Here is a 17,955-nt window from a genome sequence, read left to right as displayed (position 1 = left end):
ACCGGTGGACCACCTCTGTGGGGCAGAGCAATGGGGAGCATGATTTTCCCTCGGGTAGATCGTGATTTTAACCCCGATCTGATAGCCAAAGTCATTCCAGCTGTCGCGCAGCGGTGAAACAATAATTGTACCGCGACGATCGTCAGGGCCGGTCTCCGCCGCGAATAGCACGCGGTATTCTTTTGACTCTCGTTCAGGCACGCTGCTCTCTATCGATAAAATCCAAAGTGATGGCCTGCAATTTTAATTAGAAAAGGTGGTTGGTAGTCTTGGGGCACATTAACTGCAAGTCAGAGGCTAGCCTAGCGCAACTCAGTTTCGAATATTTCAAAGCTGTGAGTATGGCCTGCTGCTCAGAGGTGGTCCGCCAGATTTTTAGCACTGGCGTGTCCGTCAGTCACATTTAGACCCCCATTATTTTGAGAATGCGTTTCTCGGATGAAAGCCAGGCGGCAATGCGATCTAACAGCAAATCAGTTTCCATCCTGCCAGACCCTTTCAGAGCGCATTCCCAGATAACAGCCCGTCGCCAGCCGGCTTGATCGATGGAGGCGTAGTTTCGCTGATCCCGTGCGACATTGGCACTGATCTTCTCCTTCCAGAACTTCTGCCGTGTGCCAGGCCACTTAAAGAGCGCACAGCCATGACCGTGCCAGAAACAGCCATTTATGAAGATCACCGCATGGTATTTCGGCAGAACCAGATCTGGTCGGCCGGGAAGCTTACGATCATGCCGTCGGTAGCGGAATCCTCGGGCATGCAGGCCTTTGCGTATAATCAGCTCAGGCTTCGTGTCCTTGCCTTTAATCGCCGCCATATTGCGGCTGCGGGTCGCCCGGTCGTGGACATCAGGCATAGCGCAGGAGCGGGATGTCTTCTGTCGGCGCCAGATGTTGCAGGATGTGAGGACGCATGATTCGGGCGACTTCCCGGAACACCGGGACAGCGACAGAGTTGCCAAACTGCTTGTAAGCCTGGGTATCAGAAACCGGGATGCGGAACGTGTCCGGGTAGCCCATCAGGCGGGCGCATTCTCTGGGCGTCAGGCGGCGTGGGTTCTTTCGTTTGCCGCGGCTGACGAGGATTTCTGAACCATCTTTGTAATAGCGGGCAGACAGGGTCCGGCAGGTGTCGTCAGGGCCGACCAGACCGAAGCCAAATCCGTTACCTGCGGCCTTGTGCTTGGCAGCGTAGTCGCGGAGATATTTCCAGAGGTGAGAAGTCAGAGTGTACTTATCGCTCACCGCGGCCTGTGGTCCGGCGGTATAGTGGGGCTCTGCTCTTTCTGAGCCATCCTCCGGGTGCAGGATGCTTCTCATCGTGACTTCACCGAGCGGAGGCAGGTTGAGGTCGTCCCAGCTGAAACCGGTCTCTTCCCGGAAGCCCACCATCACAATCCGCTCCCGGTGCTGGGGCAGGAAGTGCTTGGCGTTAATGATGCGGGTGTGAAGCTGATAGCCGAGTTCGTCTTCCAGTGTCCGGCGGATCACTTCAAAAGTGCGGCCTTTATCGTGGCTCTTCAGGTTCTTGACGTTTTCGAGCAGGAAAGCTGCTGGCCGATGGGCTTTGATAATGCGGGCGACGTCGAAGAACAGCGTGCCCTGGGTTTCATCCTCGAAGCCGTGCGAACGACCGAGGGCATTCTTCTTGGAAACCCCGGCGATTGAGAAGGGCTGGCAGGGAAAGCCGGCCAGGAGAACATCGTGAGAAGGAATGTCCTTCACGTCGATTTTTGTGATGTCACCTTCGACTGGCCGGTTATCCGTGTAGTTCGCCTGATAGGTCAGCTGGGCGTACTTGTCCCATTCGCTGGTGAATACGCAACGTCCTCCAATTTCATCAAAAGCGGTGCGCAGGCCTCCGATGCCAGCGAAGAGGTCAATGAATGTGAAAGTGTCTGACTCCAGTGCAGGGGCGGCGAGGCCGGCACGGTCTTCCAGCCATTGTAGGACGACCTTTTTGGGCTTCACCTCTCCTGCTTCCCAGCGGAAAATCTCGCGTTCTGAATACCCAAGCTCTTCAGCGAGTTGTTTTACAGTTAAGCCTGCGCGGCACCGCAGAATAGTAAACGGGCTGGCCATCGGAATTTCGCCTCGCTGGGGAATCTATGTGTCGTGGTGTCAGTATTCGTCCCCCCGGTCAACGCGGTGTTCTGGATTTGTTTGGCAAAGCTGGGGAAATTCTGAATCTGGGTTCTAGGTATCAACAAACGCTGATAGGGGCTGAGGAGGTCGATGTCTGGGACCTGCATTTGTTGAAATGTCTCAAGCTGAGGATGTTCTTGTTTTCTGTATTTCGCGTTCGGCTTGCGCGCGCGAGTAACCTACGCGGAATTGTTAACCTTTCGGGAATTTTGAACCTGTAGTCACTATTGGATTGGATCGGTAACTCACCGTGTAGTGAATTTCTTGTGGGTGGGACTTGCAGACCTTCAGCGCTGAACCATTGGCGGCAACGCTCATCGAAAGTTTGCGTGACATAGGCTACACGCTTGAGACGGCGCTTGCCGACATAGTGGATAATTCAATTACAGCGGGCGCCCGGTCAATCGACATACATTCGCGGATCGCGGATGATGGTCTCACAATTGGCATTCTCGATGACGGTTGCGGAATGAGCCGCTCCGAACTCGAGTCCGCAATGCGGCCAGGTTCCAAGCATCCTCTCGACTACCGACCTGCTTCAGATCTCGGACGGTTCGGACTTGGCCTGAAGACGGCGTCATTTTCCCAGTGCCGGAAGCTGACAGTTTTGACGCAGAAAAACGGAGTCAGGTCGGCAGCCGTCTGGGATCTGGATCATGTTGCAAACACCAACCGCTGGGAGGTTATTGTCCCGGACAACGTCGAGGACATTCCCTGGTCGGACATGCTGGAGTCCCAAGGTACGCTTGTCGTCTGGGAGCAGGTGGACCGGATTGTTGATGAGGTCATTTCGAGTGATACCGAAGCGGATGTCAACCGAAAGCTCGATGATGCGCGGTCCCACTTAGAGCTGGTTTTTCATCGCTTTCTGAACGGAGAACCAGGGCTCTCCAAGATCAGCATAAAGTTCAATTCAGCTCCACTGGACGCCTGGGATCCCTTTGCCAGGTATCATCCTGCCACGCAGGCCTATCCCATCGATCCCGAAGAAGTGGAGTTCCGTGGACAGAAGATCACGCTGCAAAGCTATACGCTCCCGCACCACCAGAAATGTAGCAAGGCCGAATGGGAGAAGAATGCCGGAAAGGGCGGCTACACGCGCAATCAGGGTTTCTATCTCTATCGCGAGAAACGTCTGATCCTACACGGCTCATGGTTCAACCTCGCACGCAAAAGTGAGCTTACGAAACTCTGCCGTGTTCGCGTTGACATGCCGAACGGACTCGATGGTGCGTGGAAGATCGATGTGAAGAAGGCATCCGCTCAGCCACCCAGGATAATAAGGCAGCGCCTGAGAAACCTGATTGAGGGCATGGGAGACCAGTCGCGTCGAGTGTACACACGACGCGGTCAACGATTGGCTTCGAGTACGATCGTTCCCCTATGGGCAAGACAGGTTGGGCCTGAAGGAATTTCCTACGAGATCAACATCGAGCATCCAGTAATATCAACATTCCTCGACACATTGAGCGATGATGAGGCCATAAAATTCGAATCCATGGCGAAGCTGATTAGCAGGAGCTTGCCCTATGATGCGATATTCGCAGATCTTGGAAGAGACCCGCTGGAAGTCGAACCGAGTGCGACAGATGAGGAACTCAGAGCGCTTCTTGAAGAGACGGTTGAACCGCTACTGGCAGCCGGCTTCGATAATGATCAGATCACGCGGGCGCTCGAGGCTATTGAGCCCTTCCGCAGTCATTGGACAAAAACTCTAGAATTTTTAGTGCCTCTATTGGCGGCAGGAGACAAGAATTGACGAGCTCTCTGGAAAACCTCGAAGTAATGGCTTCCGCTGTGCTCGCGAAAGGCGACTTGCCCAGTCCCGACCGTATTAGAGAAACGCTCCAACAGATTCGTCAGACCCCGATGTGTGCCGAGGTAACCGATACGGAAATCGAATTCCTCGCGAGAAAGTTCGAGGAACGCCTCGGCGTCACAATGGAAATTGGCGCTATATTGGATGATGAGTCATTTCGGCCATGGCTTGAACGCGCCAAGACTGACATAGATCCATATTACTGGGAACGGTACAGACAGCTTCTCGAGCAGAGGGGCTTTTCCTCAGGTCCGGATGGCGTAATCACAAAGCTTGATGAGATTACCGACAAGATCCTCGGTCGCATGGGAAACCCGAACGAAGGTGGACAGTGGGACCGCCGGGGTATGGTGGTCGGAAATGTGCAGTCAGGCAAGACTGCAAACTATACCGGCTTAATCTGCAAAGCTGCAGACGCTGGGTATCGGGTCATCGTCGTGATTGCCGGTATCCACAACAATCTGAGAAATCAGACCCAATCCAGGATCGATGAGGGGTTTGTCGGGCGCGAAAGCAAACTTGGCCGAGGCACAAATTCTTCCAGTGTGATCGGTGTTGGTCGATTCGATAGCTCAAAAACTCCGTGGACATTTACCACGGCACTACGCGACTTTAATAAAAGCGCGACAGAACAGGTTGGAGGAAACCTCCAGGATTTGTCCGTTCCGGCGATCTTTGTGATCAAAAAGAATACCAGCACTCTGAAGAATTTGATCGAATGGCTGCGTGAAAACAACGCCCGGGGTCAGCGGCGGCGCGTATCTGCGCCCATGCTTCTCATCGACGATGAAGCAGACAATGCGTCGATCAACATCGCGAAAGGAAAGGATGAGGTTTCAAGGATCAATGGTCAGATCCGGGACCTATTGAATCTTTTCGAACGAAGCAGTTACGTCGGGTACACGGCTACGCCATTTGCAAACATTTTTATTGATCCGGAGGACGACGATGAGATGTTCGGCCAGGATCTCTTTCCTCGGAACTTTATTGTCGGCCTTGAGGCACCGTCGAACTATCACGGCGCAACCGAAATGTTTGTCGAGAACCCGGAAGTATACATAAGACCGATCACGGACAATGAAGATCTACTCCCCGTAAAGCACGATAAAACACATCCAATATCGGCCATCCCTGAAAGCCTGAAACTGGCGTTGAGGACATTTATTGTTGGTCGCGCGATCCGGATTGTCCGTGGCGATGGAAATGAACATATGTCGATGCTTGTAAATGCGTCTCGATTCACGGTGGTCCAGGGGCTGCTGAGAGGTGCACTGCACGACGAGCTGGAGAGGATTCAGCGGGCTGTCAGGCTGAATTCCAGAAAGAACCCACCCGAGGCCGAAAGGGATAGCGAGATTGCTGCACTCAAGAGAGCTTGGGATGCAGAGTATCGAGCGGGTCCGGAGAGTTGGGAAGCTATCCTCGCAAACCTGAATGAAGCTGCTGCTCCTACAAAAGTTGTTGAGGTAAATAGCAAGTCGTCCGGTACGCTCAATTATTCTGATTACAAAGAAAATGGATTGTCGGTAGTGGCAGTTGGCGGCTTTTCACTTTCACGAGGCCTCACTCTGGAAGGTCTGATGGTGACCTGGTTTCTGAGAAACTCGATAATGTACGATACACTCATGCAGATGGGTCGCTGGTTTGGCTACCGACCAGGTTATGGCGATCTCTGCAGGGTTTGGATGCCAGAAGAGGCTGAAGGCTGGTATTCACACATCGCTGAGTCATCGGACATGCTCCGTGAAGAATTGCGGGTAATGGAGGCGGACGGCGCAAGTCCAAAGGATTTCGGATTGAAGGTTCGCAGTCACCCTGATACGCTTATCGTGACTGCCCGAAACAAGATGGGGACCGGACAGCCTTTCGTTATCAAGGTAGGGCTCGGAAACAGTTTCGTAGAAACCGCAGTCCTGCGTCGTGATCCGCAATCACTTGAAGCCAATCGCAATGCTGCAAAAGCGCTCGTCTGTTCGATGGCGGATAGGGGGAGGGCTCTATCAGGAGCTGACAAATATGGCGGAGGCCTTCTTGCTGGAGGAGTCGCAGTCGATGACGTGAAGGCGTTTCTCCGTGGCTTCATAAATCACCGTGGGTCAATGCTGACGGATCCGAAGCCGATAATATCGTACATTGAAGACAGGGAAGACGACGAACTCAAATCCTGGGATGTCTTGTTTGCTGGCGTGAGTACCGAGAATGATCGACGCTTGTCAGCCAAAGGCGTTCTCGGCGTTGACATCAAATGTCAAAAGAGGGGGCTCGGCGATAGGAGCGATGGCGCAACTATTCGCGTAACTAACAAGCAGCGTGTCTCATCCCGCGGTATTGAAAAGGCAGGTCTTCCCAATGAGCTGATTGGTGACGTCGAGAACGATTACATGGCGAACCCCAAGTTCAGGTCTTCAGGCGGCAAGAAGCCGAACTTTCCGGACAAAATCTATCGTGCGGTTCGGAAGCGACCGCTTCTCATTATTCACACCCTCGATATTCGCAACGCAGACGACGAGTCTTTGTTCGACGCTCCTGTAGTTGCGTGGAGCATCAGTTTCCCGAGAACCGACAAGCCAGAGGAGAAGGCGGAATACATCGTCAATACGACGTGGCTGCGTGAGAACTATTTCGAGGATATCGATGAAGACGATGAGATGAGCGAACATGAAGACTGACCCGTGGATCGAAATAGGATTGCCTGAGAGCAGCGGCGCTATAAATGCAAAGCGCGTAGATGCTGAACATCCGTTCAATTTTTATTGGGCACGGGATCTTGCGGGACTGAGGTTGCTCGTTCTGGAGTATTCCGGTGAAATCACCTCAACGCGCAAGATGCCTGCACTGAGTGATATGGAACTCATAAGGCTGCCGGGAAGCGGATCACATCGACTTATTTGGAGGCTTCTGAAGCCTGAGCACACCGAAGTCTTCTATAGGCTGTGTGCGGACATAATTTTCCGAAGTTCGGATGCGAGTACGGAAGCTGAAGCAGTGGAGCTGGCGATCGGACGAACCTGGAAATGGCGGCAGCTGTTAAGGGGTGGCGGGTCTGGTCTGCTGACTCCGGAGGCGCAAAAAGGCCTGGTCGGCGAGATGAAGGTCATCGAAGGCCTTCTCCTGGAAATCCTGGATGCAGGTACGGCGATTGCTTGCTGGAAAGGCCCTGAAGACGCACCGAAGGACTTCGAGGTAGGCAGGATTGCAATCGAATCGAAGGCGCGGCGCGGGGGAAGTACACCCTTCGTAAAAATTAGTTCGGAATGGCAACTCGACACTCAGGGGGTCGATGAGCTCTATATGCACGTTGTTGAAGTCGATGCCTCGCCTCTCGACAACCCAGACGCCGTCACAGTTGTCGAACTTGCCAATCGTATCGCCCGTAGAATTGCTCAAAAAGATCCGTCCGCAGAGGAGCAATTTCAATCGCTCCTCGTGGAGGCAGGTCTGGACCTGGATGATGACTACTCCGATTATCAATGGAGTATCGGAGCGAGCTCCTGGTTCCATGTCGGAGCAGGGTTTCCCAGAATCTCGGGTGGCAATCTCGATCCCGGAGTCGATCGCGTCACGTATTCGATCGCGCTGAATTCTATCAGCGACTTTCTTGTGGAGCAGGCGGAACTCGAGCAGAGGTTGGAACAGACCAATGAGTAGCGAGGCCCTTGAGGAATTTCAGAATTGTCCCCCGTCAGCGACCATGAGACAGATCGGGAAAATTGCTTAAGGAGGATTTCTGGCACATCGTAGCCCGCCAAGGGGACGAAGATGAGACAGAAATCCGGGCCGGAGGGATCGGCCGAAAAACATGTGAAGGAAATCCGCCGCAAGACCCGGCGTAAATTCTCCGCCGAAGAGAAGATCCGCATCGTACTGGAAGGCCTGCGCGGCGAGTATTCGATTGCCGAACTGTGTCGGCGTGAGGGGATCGCTCAGGGGCTGTACTACACCTGGTCGAAGGAGTTTCTCGAAGCTGGCAAGAAGCGCTTGTCGGGCGACACGGAGCGGCAGGCGACATCCGGCGAGGTGAGTGGCCTGAAGCGTGAGATGCGCGATCTGAAGGAGGTCGTTGCCGACCTGACGCTGGAAAACCGCATCCTCAAAAAAAGCGTGATCGGGGATGGGGAGGATATCGAATGAGATACCCCGCGTCCGAGAAGCTGGAGATCATCCGGCTGGTGGAGCAATCGCATCAGCCCGTGAAAAGAACGCTGGAACAGATCGGCGTGTCACGTCCGACCTTCTATCGCTGGTATGACCTTTACCGGCGGTTCGGTGAAGCCGGGCTTGAGGATCGGCGCGGCGGCTCTGGCCGGGTCTGGAACCGCATCCCGAATGAGGTGCGTCAGCAGGTGCTGGAAATGGCGCTCGACCGGCCGGACCTTTCTCCCCGCGAACTGGCCGTGACGTTCACGGACGAGAAGCGCTACTTCGTCTCGGAAGCCAGTGTTTACAGGCTTTTGAGGGCGCACGACCTGATTACCAGCCCGGCCTTCATCGTGATGAAAGCGGCCGATGAGTTCAGGGAGAAAACCACCGCGCCCAACCAGCTCTGGCAGACCGACTTCACCTATCTGAAAGTGATCGGCTGGGGATGGTTCTACCTCTCCACCGTGTTGGACGACTTCTCCCGTTACATCATCGCCTGGAAGCTCTGCTCGGGCATGGCGGCGAGCGATGTGCAGGACACGCTGAACCTGGCGCTTGAAGCTTCCGGACTCGATGAAGTGAATGTGGTTCATCGCCCGAGACTACTCTCAGACAACGGACCGTCTTACATCTCTGGCGATCTGGCTGAGTATCTTGCCGACAAAGGCATGCAGCATACGCGCGGCGCGCCGTATCATCCCCAGACGCAAGGAAAGATCGAGCGCTGGCATCAGACGCTGAAGAACCGCATCCTGTTGGAAAACTACTTCCTGCCCGGAGACCTTGAAGCGCAGATCGATGCGTTCGTCGGTTACTACAACCATCAGCGCTATCACGAGAGCCTGAACAATCTCACTCCGGCAGATGTCTATACGGGCCGCGGCCAGACCATCCTGCTCGAACGTGAGAAAATCAAAAGGAGGACGATGAAACTACGGCGCTTGCAGCACGCCCAATCCGCTGCTTAACTCAAACCAGATGCGCCAGACCCTCCTTAAGTCAGGCAGCCTGAAGTCTCAAATTACCTGACGACGGACATCATGAGCGTGGCATCGACAATTGTCACAAAACGGTCAGGCATTGGGTGGATCGCTTCGGTACCTATTTTACGCACAATATCCGGAAATCTTGGTCAGAGGGCATGCGCCAAAGAAGTCAGTGGCCATGGCACCCAGGCGAAGTGTTCGTGAAGATCCGTAGGCAGAATAACTATTTTTGGCATGCAATTGATCATGAAGGCGACGTGCTCGAACCGTTTGTCATGAAAACCCGAGACAAAGCTTCCGCATTGAAATTCATGAGAAAATCCATGAAACGGTATAGCAATCCGCAGGTTGTCGTAACCGGTAGGAGCCATTCTTGTCGCGCGGCATGAACGAGATCGGAAATTCCCGGCGTCAGGAGTATGGTCGCTACCTGAACATTCGTGCTGAAAACTCGCAGTTGCCGTTTCGCCGACGCGAGCGGGCGATGTCTCGTTTCCGGCGAATGCGAAGCCTTCAGAAATTCGCTTTAATCCATCCGTCTGTGTACAATCAGCTCAATCACCAAAAAAAGATCGCTAGCAGGGCGAGGTTCAAATCGCTACGTAACGCTCTTCTTCTTGAATGGCTTGAGCCTCTTGTTGCCTGAGGCCCGCTCGTCCGCGAAAAACGGAGACGGGTTCGAATTGGTCTCACAGCACATCGCCGAAAGCTGAAGTTGGGCATTCGAGAAAATTCGAAGCGGCACAGATGAGCAGTTATCCACTGCCAAACCAGCTCCAGTGATTCAGTAACACCCTCACCTGAACAGGGGAGGCGCGACCGATGCCTTCATGCGATTGCTCCGAGACTTATATCAGCGGGAGAATCGAATGTTTAGAAAATGGCTTATGCTGGGAATTTGGCTGGGGTGCGCGTCACTTGCATCCGCGCAAGGTTCTGCTTCTGAGAACGTGTGCAACTCTGGAGATGCGGAGGCCTGCTTCTACACTGGCGCCGAATATGCCCAGGGGGCGGGCGTCGAGGAAAACAAGCAGAAAGCCGTGACCTATTTCCTGAAGTCCTGCGACATGGGTGTGCCAGATGGCTGTTCAACCAGTGGCATTCTGGTCAGTCTCGGAGAAGGCAATCTCGAAAAAGATGTCTTGAAGGGCGTCGAATACATGGAACGCGCCTGCAGCATGGGTCATGCCGATGGCTGCAGCCGGGCCATCGGCCACCGGATAAGTGATACGTCTCCTGCCTTTGACCTCCAGAAGGCCGTCGAGACGGCCAGGGCCGGCTGCACGGCAGGTGTCGAGAACCCCTGCTATTGGGGGCTCGACTGGTCGTGGGATGGAAAGAAGGGCCAGTATCCGAGCCTGATCGATATGCAGACGGCCGGCTGGTTCGCGGAACAGGCCTGTAACCAGTATCACGATGTGATGGGGTGCGACGTTGCCGCGCGCCTATATGCCGATCCGGATGCGGCCACATTCGATGCAAAAAAAGGCCTGATCTATTCGATGATCCGCTGCGACGAGCAAAAAGCCGGCGCGCATTGCCGCAATGTCGGCGGCGTTTACCTCAGCATCGAAGAGTATGAGCTCGGTGCCCTCTATATGCGGCGCTCCTGCGATTTCGGCCATACCGATGCCTGCCAGACCGCGACGGATTGGGAAACCTACAACCGCGAAATGGCCGAATACGAAGCAAAAATGGCTGCCTACCGCCAGTTGGTCGATACGCCTCTCTCCCAAGGTCGTTACGGTGATGCCGTCAGCGCTGCAATCAACTCTGCCGGTTCAAAAGAACTTGCCCAGAAAGCCATCCTCGCCACCCAGTCTGCCGGCCGCATGAGCGACATATCCACGAACGACCTCTACGCTGCTGCGCTCTGGTTCCAGACCGGCCCGGTGCGCGCAGCCGCAGACGCCGAGCTTTCCGTTCGTGGAACCGGCTTGGAAGGCACGTTTGGAACTGGTACGAACGCGCCTGGCATGGCGGATGCGCGTTGGAAGCAACTCTATGGAACGAGCGCGCCGACCTACTCGAATAGTAGCCCGTCCTTCACCCCGGCGCCGATGAAGAGCGCTTCGCAGATTTCCGCTGAAACCCGGGACAAATACCGTTGGGCACATTGCACCATGAAAGGTAGCAATACGAGCGCAACGGTCTGCCAGTAAATTCGGCTGTCGACAAAGCCGGGCCTCGACATTGAAATGGATGACCGGCAGGACAACCATCCTGCCGGTCTTTTATGCCCTATCTGGCCTGACTGGAATTCCATATCAGGCAGTTTGAAGGTCAGGATTGCGTCAGGCCCAAACGCGCAGCCTGGAGTGCGGCTTCAGCCCGGCTGGAAATGCCAAGCTTGGCATAGATCGACTTTATGTGGCTCGCCACCGTGCTCTCGCTAAGCCCTAAGGCGACGGCCGCATCCGCGTTTCTCAGGCCACGGCCGATCAAGCCGAGTACATCTCGCTCACGTGGCGTCAAGTCGTTGCTAATCTCATGTGCAACGGCGGTCTTGCGGAAATGTTCAACAATACGGCGTGCGATTGACGGCGACAGGGCCGGCAGGCCCTGTTCGATCAAAGTCAGCTGCCGGACGAAGGTCTCGAATGGTGAATCCTTCAACAGGTAACCCTGCGCACCCTGTGACAGAGCGGCAATAACCGATGCATCGTCGCCCATAACAGTCGCCACGACAACTGTTGTCTCTGGCCTGCAGGACGAGAGAGCCGAAATAATCTCTGTCCCAGAACCATCCGGCAGGCCGAGATCGACAATTGCAATGTCGAAATCATGTCCCTTGATAGCGTAGACAGCTTCTCGGACATTCGCCGCTTCCCGGATCTCGTTGCCAGGAAACGCCGCTTCGACCGCCTCGTGCAGCCAGGCTCGCGTTTCAGAAATGTCCTCGACTATAAGAATGGTTTTCACGGCGCGGCGACCTCGTGGGGAAATTGTGCCTGCAACTGCGCGCCGCTTGTCCCCTGGCTGAGGGTAAACACACCACCGATCCCCTCGACACGGGCCTTCATGTTGGCAAGCCCCTGACCGAGTTCAACGGTAGCTATGTCAAAGCCGGATCCATCGTCTTCAACCTCGACCTCAACACGATCAGGGGTAATTCGAAGGCGGACGTCCAGGCATTTCGCCCCGGCATGCTTGATTGTGTTGCTTGCCGACTCACGGACCAGAGAACGAAGTGCATGCACGGTGGATGGTATCAGCTTTATGCCGGCATCTGCCTGCAAGCTCCAGCGGAGTGACACGCCATGGGGTTCCAGACGCTCAGCGGTTTCGGCACGAAGATCCGCCAGAATCTCGTCAAGCGGCAGGATTGGACTCTGAGCGTTGTTGATGACATCCCGCAAATCCGCCAGCGTGTCCCGGATCATGGCATCCTTTCGGTCGGGCTTCGCAGAATGCAGCGCCCTCATGAGCTGGGCGCCGATATTGTCGTGGATATCCCTCGCGATCCGCAATCGTTCTTCAGATACCCCACGGTCATAGGCCGTTCGGCTGGCCTCAGCATGCTTCATCAGCTGCACGAGATGCATGACCACGCCCGCATCGCGCGGCGTGAATAACGAGCGACCATTATGGGCGTGCATGAGCTGGAGAGACGGAACGCCAGCGACACCGGGGATACCGAGGCTGATACCCTCATTGCCAAGCCTGGGTTCCGAGATTGCGTCTTCCGCTTCGGCAAGTTCGAGGGGCTGGAAGTGATTTTGAAGCAACGCTTTCCAACCGGCTGCTCGTTCCTGCTCGGTGGGCTTCAGGGCAGCATCCAGGACGAGGTGAAACAAGTCATCATCATTGGCAGGACGCCGCTGAACGATCCTCCGCCAGAGACTGTCGCGCATCGGCAAATAGACAATGGCGACGAGCAAAAGCGAAACCCCGAGTGCCTGCCCGGGATCGAGGGTGAGTAAACTGACCAGAGCAATGTCCAGTAGTATCAGTGCGAGCGCAGCCGAGGCGTAGAAAACCAGACGGTATGCCCATACGCCCAAATCGAACAAACGATACCGCATCAGTCCGACAGCGAGGCCGACATAAATGATCAGGAAGAAGCTGAACGCGTAGTTCTCCAGAACCATCGGACTGAAGCCGAGCGTAATTGGGGCGGCAACGGTCGCAATAAAAGCGCCAGCGCCGAGCAAAGTCGATGCACCGAGCCACACTGCAATGGCTCGCTTGCGCGGGTCTCTGGCTGATGATCGGATCTGCCAGACTACAGCGACGACGATAGCGAGCATTTCGAACGTGGTGATGCGCTGGACTTCTGCGAAATCCTGGAACGGTCCGAAGGTGCGTAGCAAGGTCCAGGCACCGAAGCCGAATACAGTCAGGACGCTCAGCGGCTTCCAGTATGTCACGCGCGAAGGATAGACCAGAAAGAGACAGGTCATGATGATGCCAAAGGCTGAAGCCCCCAGCATGTTTACGGCCCATATCCATGCAACCGTCCCCTCTGACATGGGAAGCGAAATCCACGGGATAAAGGACGAAAAACAAAACGCCAGAGTGGCGAAACCACTGGCCGCAAACAGAACCGCGGGGACATTCATCGGTTTCAGTGCCCAGATCCAGGACGAGATAAGCCAGGCCAGAAGTCCCGTGCACAGCGACGCCCAGATGGCCTGATGCGTATCCTCAAGTGGCCGCCAATAAGCTGGCGACCAGTTCCAGCCGGTTTCCGGTTGCAGAACCACCAGAACCATACCAAGAAACATGAGCAGGCCTGCCACTGAGAGCAGGATAAGTCGCATCAGCGGCGCCAGGAGCATAAGTCTGGTTGCAATCATTTCATGCGGCCCCATCAAGATCACAGACGTCTAACCTGTCCGCAGCCCCTGTCACCTCCACAAATGGTCTGCGCCTCGCTTCGATAGCATCTGAAGACACCAGAATATTCCCAGCTGTCACATTTCCGGAAACGCCGCGTCCCCTGTTCAGGGGATGGCGCGGCAGCCAGTCTCGAAGCTAGACATGTGGTACTCGTCAGATTGGGTGGGGACGCACGCTTGACGAGCGGGCTCCAATCCCTGGCTCATGGCCCTGTCACCTCTCTCGGCAGGGTCATGAGACTTTCTTCGACGAAAGCGCTTCCGAAATATAGGCGCTGGTTTCAAGCCTGGGATCGTCAGAGCAACAGACTTTGAGACGGTGCATTCTGAACCTTAGGCTCCAGAAATCAGCCAGAACCCATTCCGGTATTTCAAAACGTCGCCTGAGATCATCCAGCTTGCGGTGATGATGTATGTCCGGTTTCGGTTATCGCTCCGCAATATCGAAGACCTGCTTAATGAGCGCGGTATCGATATCTGCCACGAAGCGGTCCACCCAGTCACGGACCGTTTCGGCATGTATTTCGCCCACCAAGATCCGCAAACGCCGATCTGAACGAGTGAGGCAGTCACCGCAATGGCAGAGTGGCATTTGGATGAAGTCTTCGTAAAGATCCGCGGAAGGCCCACTATTTGTGGTGTGCCGTCGACCATGAGGGCGAAGTCCTGGAGTCCTTCGTCACGAAGACAGGAGACAAAACTTCTGAATTGAAGTTCATGCGAAAAGCCATGAGGCAACCCGCATGTCGTTGTGACCAAAAGGTGCCACTCCCATGGCGCGAGGATGAAAGAGATCGGAAGTGCAGGGCGCCAGGAATGCGGCCGGCATATGAACAATGGTTCTGAGAATTCCCACCTGCCGTTTTGCCGGCGAGAGCGGGCGCTGTCTCGTTTGAGGCGCATGCGCAGTCTGCAAAAAGTTCGCTTAAATCAATTCATCTGTATACAATCACTTTAATCTCGAAAGGCAGTTCTACTCCCGTACAGACTTCAAGAAGAGGCGAGACGCCGCCCTTCGCGAATGGCGCTACCTTCTCGTCGCTTAGCACCTGCTCGTCCGTGAAAAGCGGAGACTGGTTCGAATTCGTTTGACAGCACATCTGCGCCGTTTCGCTTAAAAGGCCCGGCAAATGCCAGCCAAGTTCAACCACACTATGCCCCATTATCGGGAGTTATGGGGCGCGGATAGGTGGTCGTTATATTGCCCCAAACCGCTTCCTGTCGGTGCGTGTATTATGTTGAATTTTAATGGTTTATCCCATATATCAAGAAAAGCACAAAACGTGGGATAATCTTCATGGCGACTGTTAGGCCATTTACAGACGAGCAGCTTCGCACGCTCATCAATCTACGCCAGCGCTATGAGGTCTGGATGGAGGCTGAGCGTATACTGGCGCGCATGCCCTATGATCTGCGCATCAAAGTCGTTTCGGGCAAGTCGTATCTCTATGAAATCTTCGATCGCAGCGGCAATGGCAAAAGCCTTGGCCGGCTGAATGATGAGCTGGAAGAGAAATTCCGAAGTTACCGGGAAGAGAAGCAAAGGGCGCAGGCCCAGAGGGACGGGACTCGTGCAACACTTGATGAAAGTTCCCGGCTCTACCGGGCGCTAAGGCTACCTATGTTGTCGAGTGGGGCAGGCCCGATCCTGCGGGAATGTGACCGCAGGGATTTGATGGGTAGCCATCTGCTCGTCGTCGGAACAAATGCGATCGCAGCTTACGCTCTGGAAGCGGCAGGTTTTCTTATCGGCGCTCCGGAGGAGACGGAAGATTTCGATCTCGCCTGGTCGGCAGTTGAAAGCGAGGAGCCAGACACCGTACTCTGGGATATGCTAAAATCCGTAGATCCGACATTTACGGTGAATACAGAGCGAACATTTCAGGCTCGCAATGCGAAAGCCTATGAGGTTGAGATTCTCGTTGCGCCGTCGCGTGCAGACACTCTCGGACGAAGCGATCGACCGAGGCCTGTGCCCTTACCAGAGCAGGAATGGTTGCTTCCTGGCCAGCCGGTCGACCAGGTTGTGGCCTGCCGAGATGGAACACCGGTCCGGATTGTTGCCCCTGATCCTCGATGGTTTGCGCTACAGAAGCTCTGGATGTCGGAGAAAAAAGGACGAAATCCACTCAAACGTCCGAAGGATCGCCGGCAGGGGATTACTCTGCTCAATGCGGTTGAGGAAGCTATGCCCCAGTACCCGATGGACAAGTCATTTGAGGCGGCGATTCCTGAGGAGCTGATTCCGTACTATCGCAAATGGCGATCAGGGGAGTTTGGCTGATAGAACCATCCGGAATTGCGGGGTCCCCAATCATGTGGGTAAACCAGCGCTACAGGTGCGGAGTGTGCCGACGGTTCGAATGTGGCTTTCATCCAGGCTTCAAAATAAGAGGATCAGATAGTAGCGTAGCGCAATATAGTTCGCCAAACACGCGTCAGCGCGCCCGCGTTCATCAAATGAAAGACAAATCAATGCCTGCAATTTCAATTACACCAGAGCAAGTGTCCGACTACATCGCGAAAGCGGGGCGCGATGCTTGGATTGTACCTGATGTACCCGCTGACACCCAACGCCGCAAAATCCAGAAAGTGGGTGTCATCGGCGCCGGGACGATGGGCGGTGGTATTTCAATGAACTTCGCCACGGTGGGAATTCCGGTGCTGATACTGGAGCAAAAGCAGGAAGCCCTTGATCGTGGTCTCGGCATAGTTCGCGGCCATTATCAGCGCAGCGCCGACAAGGGACGGTTTCCGCAAGATGAAGTCGAGGCGCGTATGGCGTGCCTGACGGGCACACTGGATATGGAAGATTTTGCAGACTGTGACCTGATCATCGAGGCCGTCTTTGAAGACATGGACTTGAAGAAGAAGATATTCTCCGACCTGGACCGGATCATGAAACCGGGTGCGATCCTTGCCACCAACACATCCGCATTGGACATCAATGAGATCGGCAGCGTCACCAAGCGGCCAGAAGACGTCATCGGACTGCATTTCTTTTCCCCCGCCAATGTGATGAAGCTTCTCGAAATCGTTCGGACAGATCACACGGCAGACGATGTGATCGCAACCTGCATGGATCTGGCCAGGGCTATCAACAAGATCGCCGTGCTCGTCGGTGTTTGTCCCGGATTTGTGGGTAACCGCATCCTTTTTGCCCGCCAGGCACAAGCCCAGAAGCTCGTTGCCAAAGGCGCCATGCCCTGGGATGTCGATGCGGCCCTGAATGCGTTCGGGTTTCGGATGGGACCCTATCAGATGTCAGATCTTGCAGGGCTGGATATCGGTTGGAAGAAGGGGGCAAAAACTGCCAACCCGATCCGCGATGCACTTTGTGAACTTGACCGGCGTGGCCAGAAAACCGGAGCGGGGTATTATGACTATGATGAAAACCGCCGCCCCAAGCCGTCGGAGGTGACCGCAAAGATCATCGCTGATATCACGGGCGTAAAGCCCGGATCGGCGCCCAGCCAGGACGATATCATCGCAACCTGTATTCACCCGATGATCAATGAGGGGCTCAAGATACTCGAGGAGAAGAAAGCGCAGCGGGCTTCCGATATCGATATTGTCTGGCTCAATGGTTATGGCTGGCCATCAGACAAGGGTGGGCCCATGCTCTACGGGGATATGGTCGGGGCCGACGCGGTGCTCGACACAATGGAGCGTCTTGGCGCAGAAGACGAGCGATTTGCGCCGAGCGAAACGCTCAAGCAGCTCGTTAGGGGCGGAGGCCGCTTCATCGACGTTGAACCCGGTTGATGGGGCACCTTATCGCCGCTTGGAATCTGCTCGTCCGCGAAAACGGATCCACATCTTTCTCAGTCTGGAAGACGGCGACGGCCTCTGGAGCAGCGAATCTTGTCTTATCCTTCATCTTTATCAGATGTCACAAGCCAAACGGATATGTATCCGGTGCGCCTTCGGGGCCTTTGCCTCGTAGCGGTGTGACAGCGGCAGACTCTTTAAACCAGACCAGGCCGTCGAACTGATTGAACCGCCCCGGTAACCCCGGAGGCAAT

At 55.0% G+C, this 17,955-nt stretch carries 14 protein-coding genes and 1 pseudogene; 10 read left to right on the top strand and 5 right to left on the bottom strand.

The window, feature by feature from the left end; genetic code table 11:
• From HY26_RS19290 to dcm, 3 genes are all read right to left on the bottom strand, one after another.
• A partial coding sequence (locus HY26_RS19290) for a hypothetical protein (RefSeq protein WP_233351627.1) occupies positions 1 to 201 on the bottom strand: 201 nt, incomplete at its 3' end.
• A gap of 202 nt (positions 202 to 403) precedes the next feature.
• On the bottom strand, positions 404 to 817 hold the full coding sequence (locus tag HY26_RS13470) for a very short patch repair endonuclease (RefSeq protein ID WP_233351626.1): 414 nt from the start codon (positions 815 to 817) through the stop codon (positions 404 to 406).
• Positions 818 to 848: 31 nt separating this feature from the next.
• A complete protein-coding gene (dcm, locus tag HY26_RS13465; RefSeq protein ID WP_112073802.1) occupies positions 849 to 2,081 on the bottom strand; it encodes a DNA (cytosine-5-)-methyltransferase in 1,233 nt (410 codons plus the stop codon).
• 364 nt (positions 2,082 to 2,445) lie between these two features.
• On the opposite strand from dcm, the gene HY26_RS13460 reads away from it, so the two are divergent.
• The 7 genes from HY26_RS13460 to HY26_RS13435 all read left to right on the top strand — a co-directional run bounded on the left by HY26_RS13460 (position 2,446) and on the right by HY26_RS13435 (position 11,251).
• Complete coding sequence (locus HY26_RS13460; RefSeq protein ID WP_233351625.1) at positions 2,446 to 3,903, top strand: ATP-binding protein; 1,458 nt, start codon at positions 2,446 to 2,448, stop codon at positions 3,901 to 3,903.
• Positions 3,900 to 6,632, top strand: a complete 2,733-nt coding sequence (locus HY26_RS13455; RefSeq protein ID WP_233351624.1) for a Z1 domain-containing protein — start codon at positions 3,900 to 3,902, stop codon at positions 6,630 to 6,632. The genes HY26_RS13460 and HY26_RS13455 overlap by 4 nt, the downstream gene beginning before the upstream one ends.
• A complete protein-coding gene (locus HY26_RS13450; RefSeq protein WP_112073799.1) occupies positions 6,622 to 7,611 on the top strand; it encodes a PD-(D/E)XK motif protein in 990 nt (329 codons plus the stop codon). The genes HY26_RS13455 and HY26_RS13450 overlap by 11 nt, the downstream gene beginning before the upstream one ends.
• A gap of 111 nt (positions 7,612 to 7,722) precedes the next feature.
• Positions 7,723 to 9,071, top strand: a protein-coding gene (locus tag HY26_RS13445; RefSeq protein ID WP_112073798.1) for an IS3 family transposase whose coding sequence is annotated in 2 segments (ribosomal slippage) — positions 7,723 to 8,056 and positions 8,056 to 9,071 — 1,350 coding nt in all. Because the reading frame shifts where the segments join, the coding sequence is not laid out codon by codon here.
• Between the two features lie 173 nt (positions 9,072 to 9,244).
• Positions 9,245 to 9,478, top strand: a complete 234-nt coding sequence (locus HY26_RS19285) for a transposase (protein WP_233351628.1) — start codon at positions 9,245 to 9,247, stop codon at positions 9,476 to 9,478.
• A complete protein-coding gene (locus HY26_RS19280; protein WP_233351623.1) occupies positions 9,475 to 9,735 on the top strand; it encodes a hypothetical protein in 261 nt (86 codons plus the stop codon). The genes HY26_RS19285 and HY26_RS19280 overlap by 4 nt, the downstream gene beginning before the upstream one ends.
• A gap of 304 nt (positions 9,736 to 10,039) precedes the next feature.
• Complete coding sequence (locus HY26_RS13435) at positions 10,040 to 11,251, top strand: tetratricopeptide repeat protein (RefSeq protein WP_158531503.1); 1,212 nt, start codon at positions 10,040 to 10,042, stop codon at positions 11,249 to 11,251.
• A gap of 121 nt (positions 11,252 to 11,372) precedes the next feature.
• Here the strand turns inward: HY26_RS13435 and HY26_RS13430 are convergent, their stop codons facing one another.
• Complete coding sequence (locus HY26_RS13430; protein WP_034766434.1) at positions 11,373 to 12,011, bottom strand: response regulator transcription factor; 639 nt, start codon at positions 12,009 to 12,011, stop codon at positions 11,373 to 11,375.
• Positions 12,008 to 13,888, bottom strand: coding sequence for an ATP-binding protein (locus HY26_RS13425; protein WP_158531502.1), 1,881 nt, complete (start codon positions 13,886 to 13,888; stop codon positions 12,008 to 12,010). Before HY26_RS13425 ends, HY26_RS13430 begins: the two co-directional genes overlap by 4 nt.
• A 448-nt stretch (positions 13,889 to 14,336) precedes the next feature.
• Here HY26_RS13425 and HY26_RS19430 point away from each other — a divergent pair.
• From HY26_RS19430 to HY26_RS13410, 3 genes and pseudogenes are all read left to right on the top strand, one after another.
• Positions 14,337 to 14,976: pseudogene (locus HY26_RS19430) on the top strand (transposase).
• Positions 14,977 to 15,227: 251 nt separating this feature from the next.
• The gene (locus HY26_RS13415; protein ID WP_112073795.1) at positions 15,228 to 16,214 is read left to right on the top strand and encodes a GSU2403 family nucleotidyltransferase fold protein; all 987 of its coding nucleotides are present in this window, start codon (positions 15,228 to 15,230) and stop codon (positions 16,212 to 16,214) included.
• 32 nt (positions 16,215 to 16,246) lie between these two features.
• Positions 16,247 to 17,695 carry a 3-hydroxyacyl-CoA dehydrogenase gene (locus tag HY26_RS13410; protein WP_233351620.1) on the top strand — a complete coding sequence of 483 codons (1,449 nt, stop codon included), beginning with the start codon at positions 16,247 to 16,249 and terminating at the stop codon, positions 17,693 to 17,695.
• Positions 17,696 to 17,955 lie beyond the last annotated feature (260 nt).

The organism is Hyphomonas sp. GM-8P, from assembly GCF_003263315.1.
GTDB lineage: Bacteria > Pseudomonadota > Alphaproteobacteria > Caulobacterales > Hyphomonadaceae > Hyphomonas.
The sequence above is the reverse complement of the archived record's forward strand: the minus strand, read 5'-3'. Positions and strand labels throughout refer to the sequence as shown.

Excerpts from the sequence above, each read along its gene's own strand:
- HY26_RS13470 (WP_233351626.1), bottom strand. The coding sequence starts at position 817 with ATGGCGGCGATTAAAGGCAAGGACACGAAGCCTGAGCTGATTATACGC.
- dcm (WP_112073802.1), bottom strand. The coding sequence starts at position 2,081 with ATGGCCAGCCCGTTTACTATTCTGCGGTGCCGCGCAGGCTTAACTGTA.
- HY26_RS13450 (WP_112073799.1), top strand. The coding sequence starts at position 6,622 with ATGAAGACTGACCCGTGGATCGAAATAGGATTGCCTGAGAGCAGCGGC.
- HY26_RS19285 (WP_233351628.1), top strand. The coding sequence starts at position 9,245 with ATGCGCCAAAGAAGTCAGTGGCCATGGCACCCAGGCGAAGTGTTCGTG.
- HY26_RS19280 (WP_233351623.1), top strand. The coding sequence starts at position 9,475 with ATGAACGAGATCGGAAATTCCCGGCGTCAGGAGTATGGTCGCTACCTG.
- HY26_RS13425 (WP_158531502.1), bottom strand. The coding sequence starts at position 13,888 with ATGATTGCAACCAGACTTATGCTCCTGGCGCCGCTGATGCGACTTATC.
- HY26_RS13415 (WP_112073795.1), top strand. The coding sequence starts at position 15,228 with ATGGCGACTGTTAGGCCATTTACAGACGAGCAGCTTCGCACGCTCATC.
- HY26_RS13410 (WP_233351620.1), top strand. The coding sequence starts at position 16,247 with ATGTGGGTAAACCAGCGCTACAGGTGCGGAGTGTGCCGACGGTTCGAA.